Here is a 15,231-nt window from a genome sequence, read left to right on the forward strand (position 1 = left end):
GGAAAATAATGTCAAACACGGAAAAGAATTTACCAACTAAATATGATCATATGTCCGTTGAAGAAGGCCTTTATCAATGGTGGCTTGAAGGCAAATATTTCGAAGCAACAGGAGACGAGAAGAAACAACCGTATACAATTGTAATTCCACCTCCGAACGTAACTGGTAAGTTACACTTAGGTCATGCTTGGGATACAACTCTTCAAGATATTTTAACTCGTACGAAGCGTATGCAAGGATACGATGTATTATGGCTTCCAGGAATGGACCATGCGGGTATCGCAACACAAGCGAAAGTAGAAGGAAAACTTCGTGAAGAAGGTATTTCACGTTACGATCTTGGCCGTGAGAAATTCCTTGAAAAAGCTTGGGAGTGGAAAGAAGAGTACGCTTCTCACATTCGTCAACAATGGGGGAAAGTTGGTTTAGGACTAGACTATTCTCGTGAACGTTTCACATTAGACGAAGGTTTATCTGATGCAGTTAATAAAGTATTCGTTCAATTATACGAAAAAGGCTTAATTTACCGCGGTGAATATATTATCAACTGGGACCCAGCAACACGTACAGCTCTTTCTGATATCGAAGTAATTCATAAAGAGGTTCAAGGTGCATTCTACCATATGAACTATCCATTAACAGATGGTTCTGGTCACATTCGTCTTGCAACTACTCGTCCAGAAACGATGCTTGGTGATACAGCTGTAGCAGTTCATCCAGAAGACGATCGTTACAAACATTTAATCGGAAAAACAGTTACCCTTCCAATCGTAGGCCGTGAGATTCCGATTATTGCCGATGAGTACGTAGAAAAAGACTTTGGAACAGGCGTTGTAAAAATTACACCAGCTCATGACCCGAATGACTTTGAAGTAGGTAACCGTCATGACTTACCACGCATCTTAGTAATGAACGAAGATGGAACGATGAACGAAAAAGCTGGTAAGTATAACGGTATGGACCGTTTCGAATGCCGTAAAGCGTTAGTGAAAGACTTACAAGAAGCGGACGTATTAGTAGAAATTGAGCCTCATATGCATTCAGTAGGTCATAGTGAGCGTAGCGGTGCAGTTGTTGAGCCTTATTTATCAACACAATGGTTCGTAAAAATGGCTCCACTTGCAGAAAAAGCAGTAGCACTTCAACAAAAAGAAGAAGAAAAAGTAACGTTCGTACCAGAGCGTTTTGAAAACACATACTTACGCTGGATGGAAAACATTCATGACTGGTGTATTTCTCGTCAATTATGGTGGGGACACCGCATTCCAGCTTGGTATCATAAAGAAACTGGTGAAGTATACGTAGGTACTGAAGCGCCAGCGGATATTGAAAACTGGAATCAAGATAACGACGTACTTGATACATGGTTTAGCTCAGCGTTATGGCCGTTCTCAACACTTGGTTGGCCAAATGAAGAGGCAGTAGACTTTAAAAAGTTCTATTCAACAGATGCTTTAGTAACTGGTTATGACATCATCTTCTTCTGGGTATCTCGTATGATTTTCCAAGGTTTAGAGTTTACAGGAGAGCGTCCATTTAAAGATGTATTAATTCACGGTTTAGTTCGTGATGAACAGGGACGTAAAATGAGTAAATCTCTTGGTAACGGTATCGACCCGATGGATGTTATCGAGAAATACGGTGCAGATGCAATGCGTTACTTCTTATCAACAGGAAGTGCACCAGGCCAAGATTTACGTTTCAGCATGGAAAAAGTAGAATCTACTTGGAACTTCATTAATAAAATTTGGAACGCATCACGTTTCGTATTAATGAACATGGATGATATGAAGTATGAAGAAATCGATTTAACTGGTGAAAAATCAGTTGCAGATAAGTGGATTTTAACTCGCTTAAACGAAACGATCGAAAGTGTAACACGTAACATGGATAAATATGAGTTCGGTGAAGCTGGTCGTTCATTATACAACTTCATTTGGGATGATTTCTGTGACTGGTACATTGAGATGGCGAAACTTCCACTATACGGTGAAGATGAAGCAGCTAAGAAAACAACTCGTTCTATTTTAGCTTACGTATTAGACCAAACGATGCGTCTATTACACCCATTCATGCCGTTCGTAACAGAGAAGATTTGGCAACATTTACCGCATGAAGGCGAGTCTATTACAGTAGCGGCTTGGCCAACAGTTCGCGAAGATTTACAAGATAAAGAAGCGGCAGCAGAAATGCACCTTCTAGTTGATATCATTCGCTCTGTTCGTAACATCCGTGCAGAAGTAAATACGCCAATGAGCAAAAAAGTTCAAATGCAAATTAAAGCAAAAGATGAGGCTATCCTTGCTCAACTTACGAAAAACAGCTCTTACATTGAGCGTTTCTGTAACCCAAGTGAATTAACAATTCAAACGAATTTACAAGCGCCAGAAAAAGCGATGACTGCAATCGTATCAGGTGCAGAGTTATTCTTACCGTTAGCTGATCTTATCAACCTTGACGAAGAGAGAGCACGTCTTGAAAAAGAACTTGAGAAGTTCGATAAAGAGGTAGAACGTGTACAGAAGAAACTTTCAAACCAAGGCTTCGTAGCGAAAGCTCCTGCGGCAGTTATTGACGGAGAGCGTGCGAAAGAGCAAGATTACCTAGAAAAACGCGAAGCAGTTCGCCAACGTCTAGCAGATCTTGAGAAATAAAGTGTATTTTAGAGACTCACTATATTGGTGAGTCTCTTTTCTTTGCGTATAATAGAATGATGAAGGTTGTCTTTTGAAAGGGGAAAACATACGTGATACATACATACGAAGAAGCGATAGGGTGGATTCATAGTCGATTGAAGTTTGGTATTAAACCAGGATTAGAAAGAATGAGCTGGATGCTAGAAGAACTCGGAAATCCAGAGCGTCATATAAAATGTGTTCATCTTGCTGGTACAAATGGAAAAGGTTCAACTTTAACGTATATGCGCTACATGCTAGAAGGCGCAAAATATAAGGTTGGAACATTTACCTCTCCTTACATTGAAACATTTAATGAGCGTATTAGTGTGAACGGAACACCAATTGCAGATGAAGAGATTGCGGAACTTGTAAACATGGTAAAGCCAGTCGTTGAAAAACTAGACGAGACGGATTTAGGGGAAGCGACTGAGTTTGAGATTATTACTGTTATGGCAATTTGTTATTTCGGTAAAATCAATTTCTGTGATGTTGTTTTATTTGAAACAGGGCTTGGAGGGCGCTTTGACTCTACGAATGTGATTCATCCTATTCTCACAATTATTACAAATATCGGCCACGATCATATGCATATTTTAGGGGATACACTAGGAGAAATTGCGTATGAGAAGGCAGGAATTATTAAGTCGGGTGTTCCGGTTATTACAGGCGTGCAAGATGATGAAGCATTGCAGGTCATTCAAAAGGTTGCAAAGGAAAATCATGCAAACTTATATGAACTGGGCAAACATTTTACAGCGTTACATAAACAGTCTAACGAAGATGGGGAACGTTTTGATTTTGCTTGTCCTTTCGCATCTTTTGAAGATGTTCGAATGTCAATGAAAGGTGTTCACCAAGTAGGAAATGCCTCACTAGCACTTATGGCAATTATGTATTTAAAAACATATGTATCATTTTTAATTGAGGAAGAGGAAATAAGAGCTGGATTACATGAAGCGTATTGGATTGGCCGATTTGAAAAGCTGAAAAGTAATCCTGATATTATAATAGATGGTGCTCATAATCCAGAAGGTATTGAGAGTCTTGTAAAAACAGTAGAGGCACATTATAAAGATAAAAATATAATAGTTTTATTTACTGCGCTTGGTGATAAACAGTTGCATAACATGGTAGGTCAATTAGAAACAATTGCCGATGAAATTATTTTTACAACATTCGCCTTTGATCGTGCCATTTCCGCTGACAAACTTGCAGCGCATTCGCAAAAAAAATCAAAAATAGTCTTTGAAGATTGGAAAGAGGCAATTGATACAAAGGTTGAAATGATAGGGGGAAATGATGTCTTTATCATAACGGGTTCTCTATATTTCATTTCTGAAGTTAGAAAATATATTCGCGAGAAAAACTAGATAGCCTTTGCTATCTAGTTTTTTGTTCTACAAATGAAGTCAAATGCATACATATAAGATAATTATATAGGGTTATTTGGCGAATTCCTCTGACAAATATCTCGTTTTTTTGTGAAATGAATATGATATGATGCGGACAACGACAAGAGGTGAGGTGTGAGTGTATGGACAAGCAATCACGAACGATCTCAGTGAAAGTAAATGGAACAGAAGCGAAGTATGAAGAGAAGAAGAAAGATGAGTTTGAATGGATGGTAGTGGAAAGTGAAAGACCGAAAAACGTTGTTCCGTTTCAAAAAAAGAAATCAGCGCCCATGGAAAAATACAGAAAGAAGTGGAGTAATACATTAATTGTAATTGTTGCAACTGCAATTATAATTGGTACGGCGTTTGGAATGGGAATGCTGCAGTTACTTACAGGACAAGGGACAACAGGGGAAAGTACGGTAACGGCTTCGAAGCAGACTGGAAATGAAGAATCAAAGGTGGATGGAACGGCAGAACAAACACCAGTATCAAAAGAGGAAAAACAAAAAAAACAGACAGGAACGTCATTAGAGCCAATGAAATTATTTTTTGTTCAAGGTGGGCTTTATTCTTCCAAAGAAACGGGACAGGCCGCTCTTGAAGAATGGAAAGGTAACGGAGGGGTTGCTGCTTTGAAACCGAGCGGTGATAAGTATGCACTAATTGTTGGTATTGCTAGCGATGAACAGGCTATAAATCAATTAATGACGCAGTATAAAAATGATGGTGTCTCCGTTTTAAAAAAGAACTGGGATATTACGGATAAAGCGTTGCTTAAAGATGATAAAGAAATAGGAGCGTTCTTAACAAAAGTACAGCCATTATATACTCATTTAGCAAAATATGCTTCTAGCGTACAAGCTGGTGGGAAAAGTAATGCAAAAGATATAGAAGTAATTGAGAAAGAATGGAAATCAATTGAAAAAGTAGGGAAAAGTATGAAGCAGGAGGAGGTAAAAAAGCTGTATATGTATACGTCAATAGCTGTGCAAACAGTGAAGGACGGAAAGAGCGATAAAGAATCTTTGGCGAAATTAAATCAAGTTGTTATTGATGGTATACTTTCGTATGAAAAAATTGTTTCACAAAAAGTGAAATGATAAGATAATGAAATGATGAAGAAAGAAGTGTCTATACTTCTTTCTTTTCTTTTAAATTTAGAGCAAAGTACTTTCTCTATGGCTGGAATATAATCGTATGCAGTAAAGAAATATTATTTTGTTTAGAGAAAATAATATTTCTTTCATTTGTGGATAAACTATTCTTTTGATACGATTGATGTAAATTGTTCTGCTTCATGTGAGAAAGGAAGGAGAAAATATGAGAAAAATTATTTTAGCTTCAGGATCACCTCGGAGGAAGGAATTGCTGGAGTTAGCTAGCGTACCATTTGAAATCGTTGTAAGTGAAGTAGAAGAAACGATTGGTGCGTATTCATCACCTCCTGATATTGTTATGTCCCTTGCCTTGCAAAAAGCATCTGCGGTAGCAGAAAATAATAGTGATCACATTGTGTTAGGTGCAGACACAATCGTTACATATGAGTCGCGTATTCTTGGAAAGCCTTCTAATGAGGTTGAGGCGAAAGAAATGTTACAATTATTATCAGGAAAAACACACGAAGTATATACAGGTGTGGCAATTATATCGAAAGAAAAAACGGTCACTTTTTATGAGCGTACAGAAGTTACGTTTTGGGAATTAACAGAAGAGGAAATTGACGTATATGTTGCATCGAAAGAACCTCTTGATAAAGCAGGAAGTTATGGTATTCAAGGAAAAGGGTCTATTTTTGTTCAACATATTCAAGGAGATTACTACAGTGTAGTCGGCTTACCAATTGCACGTCTTGTCCGGGAATTAAAACAATTTGATATTGATGTAACCCATGCGTAAAATTGCATGGGGTTTTCTTTGAGAGAACAGGTAAAAGGGGTGGAGAGATGAACGGTATTCGTGATGTTGTCAGAGAAGAACAGCCACGGGAGCGTTTATTATTAGAAGGAACAGGGAGTTTATCAAATCGGGAGCTTCTTGCAGTGTTACTCAGAACAGGTTCTAAAGAAGAGACAGTTTTAAAGTTGTCAGATAAAATTTTACATCACTTTGATGGTTTACGTATGTTGAAAGATGCAACGTTAGAAGAATTAATTAGTATTCATGGTGTTGGGATTGCAAAGGCATCTCAGCTTATGGCTGCTTTTGAACTAGGTAGAAGAATGGTACGTTTAGAGTATCAAAATCGATATAGCATTCGAAGCCCAGAAGATTGTGCGAAATACATGATGGAAGAACTGCGCTTTTTACAACAAGAGCATTTTGTTTGTTTATATTTAAATACAAAAAATCAAGTTATACATAGGCAAACGATATTCATTGGAAGTCTAAACACGTCAATTGTACACCCAAGAGAAGTCTTTAAAGAAGCGTTCCGCCGTGCAGCAGCCTCTATCATATGTCTTCATAACCATCCCTCAGGAGATCCTACGCCGAGCCGAGAAGATATTGAAGTAACAAAACGTTTAGTAGAATGCGGCCAGATTATTGGAATTGAAGTGCTTGATCATATTATAATAGGTGACCATAAATTCGTGAGTTTAAAGGAAAAAGGTCATATTTAAGACTATGCTTTTTACTTATTTTGTTTTATAATGTGATTTATGAGTTTTTTGTAGAAAATTATCTGCAAAAAGGATATAGATATAAAAAACGTACTGTTTTTATAATATAAAATAAGAAAAAAATGAGTCCGTGAAAACAAGAAAGGAAGATAAAAAATATGTTTGGATTTGGTGGCTTTACTCGCGATCTTGGAATAGATTTAGGAACTGCGAACACGCTTGTATATGTAAAAGGAAAAGGTGTAGTTTTACGTGAACCTTCAGTAGTAGCATTACAAACTGATACGAAACAAATCGTTGCTGTAGGTAGCGATGCAAAACAGATGATTGGTCGTACACCAGGAAACGTAGTAGCACTTCGTCCGATGAAAGACGGTGTAATTGCTGATTACGAAACAACAGCAACAATGATGAAATATTACATTCAACAAGCTCAAAAATCAAACGGCTTCTTCTCACGTAAACCGTATGTAATGGTATGTGTACCGTCTGGTATTACAGCTGTTGAAAGACGTGCAGTAATTGATGCGACTCGTCAAGCGGGTGCTCGTGATGCATATCCAATCGAAGAACCATTTGCAGCAGCAATTGGTGCGAACTTACCTGTTTGGGAACCAACTGGTAGTATGGTTGTTGATATCGGTGGTGGTACAACAGAAGTTGCAATCATCTCATTAGGTGGTATCGTAACAAGTCAATCAGTTCGTGTTGCTGGTGATGATATGGATGATTCAATCATTCAGTACATTAAGAAAAGCTATAACTTAATGATTGGTGAAAGAACAGCAGAGGCATTAAAATTAGAAATCGGTTCTGCAGGCGAGCCAGAAGGTATCGAGCCTATGGAAATTCGTGGTCGTGATTTAGTAAGTGGTTTACCAAAAACAGTACTAATTCAACCAGAAGAAATTGCGGATGCATTAAAAGATACAGTAGATGCAATTGTAGAATCAGTTAAAAATACGTTGGAAAAAACTCCACCTGAATTAGCGGCAGATATTATGGACCGCGGTATTGTATTAACAGGCGGTGGTGCATTACTACGTAACTTAGATAAAGTGATTAGTGAAGAAACAAATATGCCAGTTCTTGTTGCAGAAGATCCATTAGATTGCGTAGCAATTGGAACAGGAAAAGCATTAGATAATATCGATCTTTTCAAAACGGCTGCTCGATAATATTGCAAAATAAAAATCAATGGAATTAAGAGGGTGTGAACGTGCCACAGTTTTTCTTAAACAAAAGATTAATTGTTTTGTTAGTTAGTATTATTCTTCTCGTGGCATTGATTGGAATCTCATTGAAAGAACGGAACAGTTTAACATGGCCAGAGCAGTTTGTTAAAGACACTGTCGGTGTTGTAGAACGTGTATTCCAAAAGCCAGCGAAATATGTAGCTGGATTCTTTGAAAATGTAGAGGATGTAAAGCGCACGTATGAAGAGAATAAAGAATTAAAAGCAAAAATAGATAACTATGCGAGTTTATCAGTTAAAGTGAAGCAATTAGAGGAAGACAACAATAAATTAAGACAGCTAACTGAAAAAAAAGAGTTGCCGAGCGATTTTTCTGAAATTCCAGCTACTGTTGTTTCTCGCAATCCAGATAAATGGTACGATTTAATTGGAATTGATAAAGGAGCACAGCAAGGGATTAAAAAGGATATGGCTGTTATGACTTCAAAAGGTTTAGTTGGACGCGTGAAAAGTGTATCTCAATTTACAGCATCAGTAGAGTTGTTAAGTTCTATGAGTCGAACAAATCGTGTTTCTGCTGTTGTACATGGAAATGAAAATATCTTCGGTTTAATCGAAGGTTATGACAAAGAAAAAAAATTGTTACTTTTCACAAAGATTGGCTCTGATGCACCAGTAGCTAAAGGTCAAATGGTTGTAACGTCTGGACTTGGTGGGGAGATTTTCCCCAAAGGTCTTGAGATTGGGGAAATCGTTGATGTTCAACCAGATGCATACGGTTTAACAAAAACAGCTTATGTAAAACCTGCCGCTGATTTAAATGACGTAGAGCATATTATAGTAGCTAAACGTGATATGAAATCAGCGCCATTAGAATAGGAGGAGGAGAAGAGATGATGAAGATTTTAAAAAGAGCAGCTCTTCCTCTTTTGCTCCTTTTTGTTTTTCTGTTTGAAAATATGTTTGCTACTATTGTTCCAACAGAAGTTTTTTGGAAAGACAGTATAGCAGCGCCGCATTTCTTTATCATTGTGTTATGTTTTGTTACTGTGTACTATGGTCCGGTCCAAGGGATTTATTACGGGCTATTATTTGGTTTCTTATTTGATACCGTATACACAGAACTTGTCGGTATATATATATTTGCTTATCCGATTTTAGCTTATTTAGTTTATAGTGTGATGAAGGTACTACAATTGAATTTATTCATTGTTGTGTCTATCGTATTAGCTAGCATTGTAGCATTAGAATATTATGTGTATGGATTTTTAACTTTGTTAGGACGTACTCATATGTCGGCGTATGTCTTTTTCACGGATCGTCTCCTTTCTACTTTATTGCTGAATGGAATTTTCATATTGATAGTTTGTTTCCCACTGAGACGATATTTAGTGCGTCTTTCAAGAGCGATGGAAGAAAAAGAAAAAAGGATTTTCTAATTTTATGTCGAATTGAATCGGTGGGGTGAACTTTAGTGGAAGAAAAAAAGCAACAAAATGTAACGATAAAAGGGACAAAAGACGGGATAACGCTTCATTTAGATGACTGCTGTTCATTCTCTGAATTACTGAAAGAATTGGACGAAAAACTATCTACACATTACTATGATGGCGATGGGCGTTCTTTAATTGAAGTGCATGTGAAAGTGGGAAATCGTTATTTAACAGAAGTCCACCAAGAAGAGCTTCGTACGTTAATTCGTAATAAAAAGAATCTTGTTGTGGATTCAATTGAAAGTGATGTTATAACTAAATCGGAAGCAATAGCATGGAAAGAAGAAACAGAGATTGTCCCTATTTCCAAAATTGTTCGCTCTGGACAAGTTTTACATGTAAAAGGAAATTTATTGTTAATTGGAGATGTTAATCCAGGCGGAACGGTTATCGCTGGGGGGAATATTTTTGTCGTAGGATCATTAAGAGGGATTGCACATGCTGGGTATTATGGGGATTCAGAGGCTGTAATTGCTGCATCTGTTATGAACCCGATGCAACTTCGAATTAGTGATGTGGCAATGCGGGCTCCGGAAGAGAAAGAAGACGGAGCGGAGACGGCAGAATGTGCGTATATTAATGAGGACAATCACATTGTTGTCGATCGCCTGCAACTTCTCACTCATCTTAGACCTAATTTAACAAAGTTAGAAAGGGGAATTGTATAGCTGTGGGAGAGGCAATAGTAATTACATCTGGAAAGGGCGGAGTAGGTAAAACTACAACGTCTGCGAACATTGGTACAGCCCTAGCCTTATCTGGAAAGAAAGTGTGCTTAATTGACACAGATATTGGTCTTCGAAATTTAGACGTAGTAATGGGGCTGGAAAATCGTATTGTATTTGATCTTGTTGATGTCGTTGAAGGGCGTTGTCGTTTACCTCAGGCTCTTATTAAAGATAAACGTTTTGATGATCTTTATTTATTACCTGCAGCACAAACGAGTGATAAATCAGCGGTAACACCTGAACAAATGGATGAATTAATACAAGTATTACGTCAAGATTATGATTACATATTAATTGATTGTCCTGCGGGGATTGAGCAGGGATTTAAAAATGCGGTAGCTGGTGCGGATAAAGCAATCGTTGTTACGACGCCAGAAGTATCCTCAATGCGTGATGCAGATCGTATTATTGGGCTTTTAGAAAAAGAGGATATTGAACCACCGAAACTTGTTATTAACCGTGTGCGTAGTCATATGCTTCATGAACAGGATATGTTAGATGTTGATGAAATCGTACGTACATTATCAATCGAGCTTCTTGGTGTTGTTGAAGACGATGATGAAGTTATTCGTGCTACAAATACAGGTGAACCTGTAGCGTTGCAACCTAGTGGAAAAGCAGCGTTAGCTTATCGTAATATTGCAAGACGCTTGTTGGGTGAGAATGTACCATTACAAGCATTTGAACAAGAAAAGGTATCGGTATTTACAAAGATGAAAAACTTCTTTGGCATCCGTTAAGAGCACTTCGCACATATGCGAAGTGCTTTCTTTTTTTCTTCATACGAATATCTTTCTTTCCTAGCTCATACATATGTACAAACTGTATACAACTGTTTCTATTTAAATAAGGTTAGCGAAAGAAGGGAGACAGTATGAAGAATAGAAGTGTAGAAGAAATTAAAAAGCGGATTGCGAAAAGGAAGGCAGAGCAAGAAAGAATGGAGGAAGAGCAGTATTTTGCCGGGGGGAATTTTGATAGTGAAGGGGTATTTATTGAAGAGGGAGAAAAGGAAATTCATCCTTTGTTTCGAAAGGAAGTCTTTTTCTTCAAAGTTTTATTATCAGCAATCTTAGTTCTTTCAATTGCTATTTTGTATAAGAATGCGCCTTCTTCTTTCGATGGTGCTAAAGCTGTTACAGAAAAAGTGATGAAAGAGGAGTTTCAGTTTGCTACTGTAGCGAAATGGTATGAAAAACAGTTTGGAAAACCTCTCGTCTTCTATTCGCCTAACGAGAAAAAGGAAGGGACTATTCAGCAAAAAGACTATGCAATTCCTGCTTCAGGAAAGGTAATGCAAGGATTTCAAAAAAATGGCCAAGGTGTATTTGTCCAAACGGCTACAAATGCAACAGTTGAGTCAGTAAATGAAGGATTAGTTGTTTTTGCGGGTAAGAAAGAAGAACTTGGAAATACAGTTCAAATTCAACATGCAGATGGCACGGAGTCGTGGTATGCAAATTTAAATGATATGTCAGTAAAGTTATATGATTACGTTTCAAAGAAACAAAAAATTGGAACGGTGAGTAATGATGCAAATAATAAAAATGGGAAATTTTATTTCGCAATAAAAAAGAATGAAAAATTTGTTGATCCGATTCAGGTGATTTCATTTGATTAAATATAAGGAAGTTTTAACGAAAATTTCAGTGCATCCGTTGTTTTGGGTTATTATAGTTATTGGTATTTTTACGGCGCGTTTTAAAGAGTTACTATTGTTGTTTTGTATCGTACTCATTCATGAACTCGGTCACGCTTTTGCAGCAGCGCATTATAATTGGCGTATTAAAAAAATTCAACTGTTACCGTTTGGTGGTGTGGCTGAGCTTGAGGAACATGGAAATAAATCATTGAAAGAGGAACTTGTTGTCGTAATTGCAGGACCTATTCAACATATTTGGATGATGCTAGTAGGGTATATATTGTTTGAGATTGGCTGGCTGAATGCGGAATTATATTATTTTTTTATGTGGAATAATATAATTATTTTAGCCTTTAATTTACTCCCTATTTGGCCACTTGATGGCGGGAAAGTGTTGTTTAATGTATTATCATATCGTTTTCCTTATTTACAAGCACATGAAAAAATGATGCAATTGTCATGTGTTTTTTTTAGTGTCATATTAGGGTGGCAGTTACTTTGGAATAGTAACAATATTATGATGTGGGTACTACTCATATTTTTAGCAATATCGTTATATCAAGAATGGAAGCAAAGACGTTATGCGTTTATGCGCTTTTTATTAGAGCGTTATTACGGAAATAAAAGAGGGATTGAAAAGATTGCACCTATAGAGGTGCAATCAGAAGATCGTTTATATACGATTTTCACCAAATTTCGTAGAGGATATAAGCATTCTATTATCGTCCATGGAGAATATAAAGAGCATTACACATTGGATGAAAATGAATTACTCTATGCGTATTTTACTGAAAAACGAACAACTTCATCTGTTGAAGAATTAATCGGTTAGTGTTGACGATAGCACTAACCTTTTATTATTGTAAAAACAAAGAAGATTATAAAGTGAGGAAAGAAATTTGAAAACCTTATACATGAACTATGCTGGATCGGAAAAGCGCGTTGCAATTGAAGAGAAGAACAAAATTGTTGAATTTTTATGGAAACGTAATGAAGAACAAGAGATTGTTGGGTATATTTACGTTGGACGTATCGTAAGAACAATTGCTGGAATGAATGCAGCATTTGTAAACATCGGTTTAGAAAAACATGCGTACCTTTCATATGATGATGTACCGTCTTCTTATCGTATACATGAAGGACAAGCAGTACTCGTACAAGTTGTGAAAGAGGCAATTGATACGAAAGGACCGAAATTAACAGCGAATATAGAATTTACCGGGAAATATGTCGTTTATATGCCATATGATGAAATGCGCGCTGTTTCTCGGAAAATAAAAAACAATAAAAGAAGACAGCAGTTACTCGAAATTGAAGTAGAAGGGACAGGAGGGTATATTTTCCGCTCCGCTTCTGAAAAAGGAGAAATTGAAGAAATACAAACTGAAATGCAAAGGTTACAGCAGTTATATGAAGAGTTAAAAAGAAAAGAGGGCCAAGGAAAGGCACCGCTATTACTTCATCGACCAGCGACTTTTTTAGATCGTGTATTTCAAGAGAATCCAATTGAAACAATCGAAAAAATAGTTGTAGATACAAGAAGTGTAGTAAAAGAATTAGAAGACAAGGTCGGAAAAGAAAAAGTATCTTTTTATAATGAAAAATCTTCGATGTTTAATCATTTCGGAATAGAGCGAGAAATTGAAAAAGCACTTCAAAAAATTGTGTGGCTCCAAAACGGTGCTTATTTGATTGTGGAACAAATGGAGACGATGACTGTAATAGATGTGAATACGGGGAAGTTTACCGGAAAACAAAATTTACAAGATACAGTACTTCGTACAAATGAAATGGCCGCTGACGAAATCGCTCGCCAATTAAGACTTCGTGATATTGGTGGAATGATATTAATCGACTTTATTAATATGAAAAAACGAGAAGATAAAGAAAAGGTAAGAGAACGTCTCATAGCTGCTATGCAAAATGATCGCACTTATACAAGAGTACTTGGGTTTACTGAGTTAGGGATTTTGGAGATGACACGTAAACGTAAAAAACATTCTTTACGTGACGTATTGCTAGAAGAGTGTGTACCGTGTAAGGCGACGGGGTATGTAATGTCGTATGAAACGATTGCTTATGAGTTAGAGCGAGAACTCATTACATATGGCAATATAGAGGATGAAGCAGTATTAATTGCTGCACCTCAAGATCTGCAAAAACAATTTTTACAAAAAGAATTACAAAAAAATATTCCATTTGAAATTTATTTCAAAGATGATACTATCGAAAAGTACGCTATTATAAGATTTGGAAGTAAAAAAGAAATTGTAGAACGGAAAAAATAGTTAGCAGAACATTTATTGACAACCGTCTATGATTCATGATAACATCTTTATGTTATAGTTTATAGCACCTAAACGGCTATATGCTACAACCGCACAAGACAGGTTCCCTAAAGGCATTTATGTCTACCTCGTTTTTGGCGAGTCTTAGTAATTAAGAGGAGGTGCAAGTATGTACGCAATTATCGAAACAGGTGGAAAACAAATTAAAGTTGAAGCTGGTCAAGCAATCTACATTGAAAAATTAGATGTTGAAGCTGGTGAAACTGTTACTTTTGACAAAGTTCTTTTCGTTGGTGGCGAAAACGTTAAAGTTGGTAGCCCAGTTGTAGAAGGCGCAACAGTGACTGCTAAAGTTGAAAAACAAGGTCGCGCTAAGAAAATCATCGTTTTCAAATACAAAGCGAAAAAGAACAATCGTAAGAAACAAGGTCATCGTCAACCTTACACTAAGCTAGTTGTTGAAGCTATCAACGCTTAATTCAGGTTAACATGATTAAAATTACGATAAGTCGCACGAAATTAGGAAGTATCCAATCATTTAAAATGACTGGACATGCCGATTATGCGCCACATGGACAAGACCTTGTCTGTGCTGGAACTACAGCGGTTGTGTTTGGTTCTATAAATGCAGTGGAAGAGCTTTGTAATGTGCAGGCAACTATTGAACTCGGAAGTGATGGTGGATTCTTAACGTATGAATTGCCTAATGATTTAGACGTTCATGCAGCAGAAAAAGCTCAAACGCTTTTAGAAGGATTAGTTGTTTCGCTAAAGACGATCGAACTTGATTACGGAAAGTATATCCGTTTAATAGAAAAAGTGCAGGAGGTGTAACGTATGTTAAGATTAGATCTTCAGTTTTTCGCATCTAAGAAAGGTGTAGGTAGTACAAAGAACGGTCGTGACTCTCAGTCAAAACGTCTTGGTGCTAAACGCGCAGATGGTCAAACGGTTTCAGGTGGTTCAATTCTTTACCGTCAACGCGGTACAAAAATTTATCCAGGTGTTAACGTTGGTCGTGGTGGCGATGACACTTTATACGCGAAAGTTGACGGCGTAGTACGCTTCGAGCGTCTTGGCCGTGACCGCAAACAAGTGAGCGTATATCCTGTTGCTCAAGAAGCATAAGAACTCACGGAAAACTCTAACCTGAGTGCAGGTTAGAGTTTTTCTATATTAAGGGGTATCT

16 protein-coding genes and 1 other annotated feature are annotated in these 15,231 nt (G+C 37.2%); all 16 genes read left to right on the top strand.

The window, feature by feature from the left end; all coding sequences use genetic code 11:
• The first annotated feature begins 8 nt into the window (after window positions 1-8).
• The 16 genes from A6J74_RS22175 (at window position 9) to rpmA (ending at window position 15,170) form a co-directional block, all read left to right on the top strand.
• Entirely contained in the window at window positions 9-2,654 is a 2,646-nt protein-coding gene (locus A6J74_RS22175; RefSeq protein ID WP_000072227.1) for a valine--tRNA ligase, read from the top strand.
• A gap of 92 nt (window positions 2,655-2,746) precedes the next feature.
• Window positions 2,747-4,048, top strand: coding sequence for a bifunctional folylpolyglutamate synthase/dihydrofolate synthase (locus A6J74_RS22180; RefSeq protein WP_000582087.1), 1,302 nt, complete (start codon window positions 2,747-2,749; stop codon window positions 4,046-4,048).
• A gap of 164 nt (window positions 4,049-4,212) precedes the next feature.
• Window positions 4,213-5,175, top strand: coding sequence for a hypothetical protein (locus A6J74_RS22185; RefSeq protein WP_000361021.1), 963 nt, complete (start codon window positions 4,213-4,215; stop codon window positions 5,173-5,175).
• A gap of 220 nt (window positions 5,176-5,395) precedes the next feature.
• Window positions 5,396-5,971 carry a Maf family protein gene (locus tag A6J74_RS22195; protein ID WP_001226288.1) on the top strand — a complete coding sequence of 192 codons (576 nt, stop codon included), beginning with the start codon at window positions 5,396-5,398 and terminating at the stop codon, window positions 5,969-5,971.
• 47 nt (window positions 5,972-6,018) lie between these two features.
• A complete protein-coding gene (radC, locus tag A6J74_RS22200; protein ID WP_001013401.1) occupies window positions 6,019-6,696 on the top strand; it encodes a DNA repair protein RadC in 678 nt (225 codons plus the stop codon).
• Between the two features lie 158 nt (window positions 6,697-6,854).
• Complete coding sequence (gene mreB / locus A6J74_RS22205) at window positions 6,855-7,874, top strand: cell shape-determining protein MreB (RefSeq protein WP_000466737.1); 1,020 nt, start codon at window positions 6,855-6,857, stop codon at window positions 7,872-7,874.
• Between the two features lie 41 nt (window positions 7,875-7,915).
• On the top strand, window positions 7,916-8,770 hold the full coding sequence (mreC, locus tag A6J74_RS22210; RefSeq protein WP_001135475.1) for a rod shape-determining protein MreC: 855 nt from the start codon (window positions 7,916-7,918) through the stop codon (window positions 8,768-8,770).
• 14 nt (window positions 8,771-8,784) lie between these two features.
• Window positions 8,785-9,330 (top strand): rod shape-determining protein MreD, encoded by a 546-nt coding sequence (gene mreD / locus A6J74_RS22215; protein ID WP_000975760.1) that lies wholly within the window; start codon window positions 8,785-8,787, stop codon window positions 9,328-9,330.
• A 35-nt stretch (window positions 9,331-9,365) separates the two neighbouring features.
• Window positions 9,366-10,052 (top strand): septum site-determining protein MinC, encoded by a 687-nt coding sequence (gene minC / locus A6J74_RS22220; protein WP_000391516.1) that lies wholly within the window; start codon window positions 9,366-9,368, stop codon window positions 10,050-10,052.
• Between the two features lie 2 nt (window positions 10,053-10,054).
• Entirely contained in the window at window positions 10,055-10,852 is a 798-nt protein-coding gene (minD, locus tag A6J74_RS22225; RefSeq protein ID WP_000503310.1) for a septum site-determining protein MinD, read from the top strand.
• Between the two features lie 134 nt (window positions 10,853-10,986).
• Window positions 10,987-11,733: a stage IV sporulation protein SpoIVFA gene (spoIVFA, locus tag A6J74_RS22230; RefSeq protein WP_000797540.1), complete on the top strand. Its 747-nt coding sequence runs from the start codon at window positions 10,987-10,989 to the stop codon at window positions 11,731-11,733.
• Window positions 11,726-12,586 (top strand): stage IV sporulation intramembrane metalloprotease SpoIVFB, encoded by an 861-nt coding sequence (gene spoIVFB, locus A6J74_RS22235; RefSeq protein ID WP_000598976.1) that lies wholly within the window; start codon window positions 11,726-11,728, stop codon window positions 12,584-12,586. Before spoIVFA ends, spoIVFB begins: the two co-directional genes overlap by 8 nt.
• 67 nt (window positions 12,587-12,653) lie before the next feature.
• Complete coding sequence (locus A6J74_RS22240) at window positions 12,654-14,042, top strand: Rne/Rng family ribonuclease (RefSeq protein ID WP_000855449.1); 1,389 nt, start codon at window positions 12,654-12,656, stop codon at window positions 14,040-14,042.
• A 77-nt stretch (window positions 14,043-14,119) separates the two neighbouring features.
• Window positions 14,120-14,197 (top strand) — a sequence feature (ribosomal protein L21 leader region).
• Window positions 14,198-14,211: 14 nt separating this feature from the next.
• Window positions 14,212-14,520, top strand: a complete 309-nt coding sequence (rplU, locus tag A6J74_RS22245) for a 50S ribosomal protein L21 (RefSeq protein WP_000270907.1) — start codon at window positions 14,212-14,214, stop codon at window positions 14,518-14,520.
• A gap of 11 nt (window positions 14,521-14,531) precedes the next feature.
• Window positions 14,532-14,876: a ribosomal-processing cysteine protease Prp gene (locus A6J74_RS22250; protein WP_001973720.1), complete on the top strand. Its 345-nt coding sequence runs from the start codon at window positions 14,532-14,534 to the stop codon at window positions 14,874-14,876.
• Between the two features lie 3 nt (window positions 14,877-14,879).
• Window positions 14,880-15,170, top strand: coding sequence for a 50S ribosomal protein L27 (gene rpmA / locus A6J74_RS22255; protein ID WP_000944957.1), 291 nt, complete (start codon window positions 14,880-14,882; stop codon window positions 15,168-15,170).
• The last annotated feature ends 61 nt before the right edge of the window (window positions 15,171-15,231 follow it).

This window comes from Bacillus sp. FDAARGOS_235 (assembly GCF_002073415.2).
Classification (GTDB): Bacteria; Bacillota; Bacilli; order Bacillales; family Bacillaceae_G; genus Bacillus_A; species Bacillus_A toyonensis.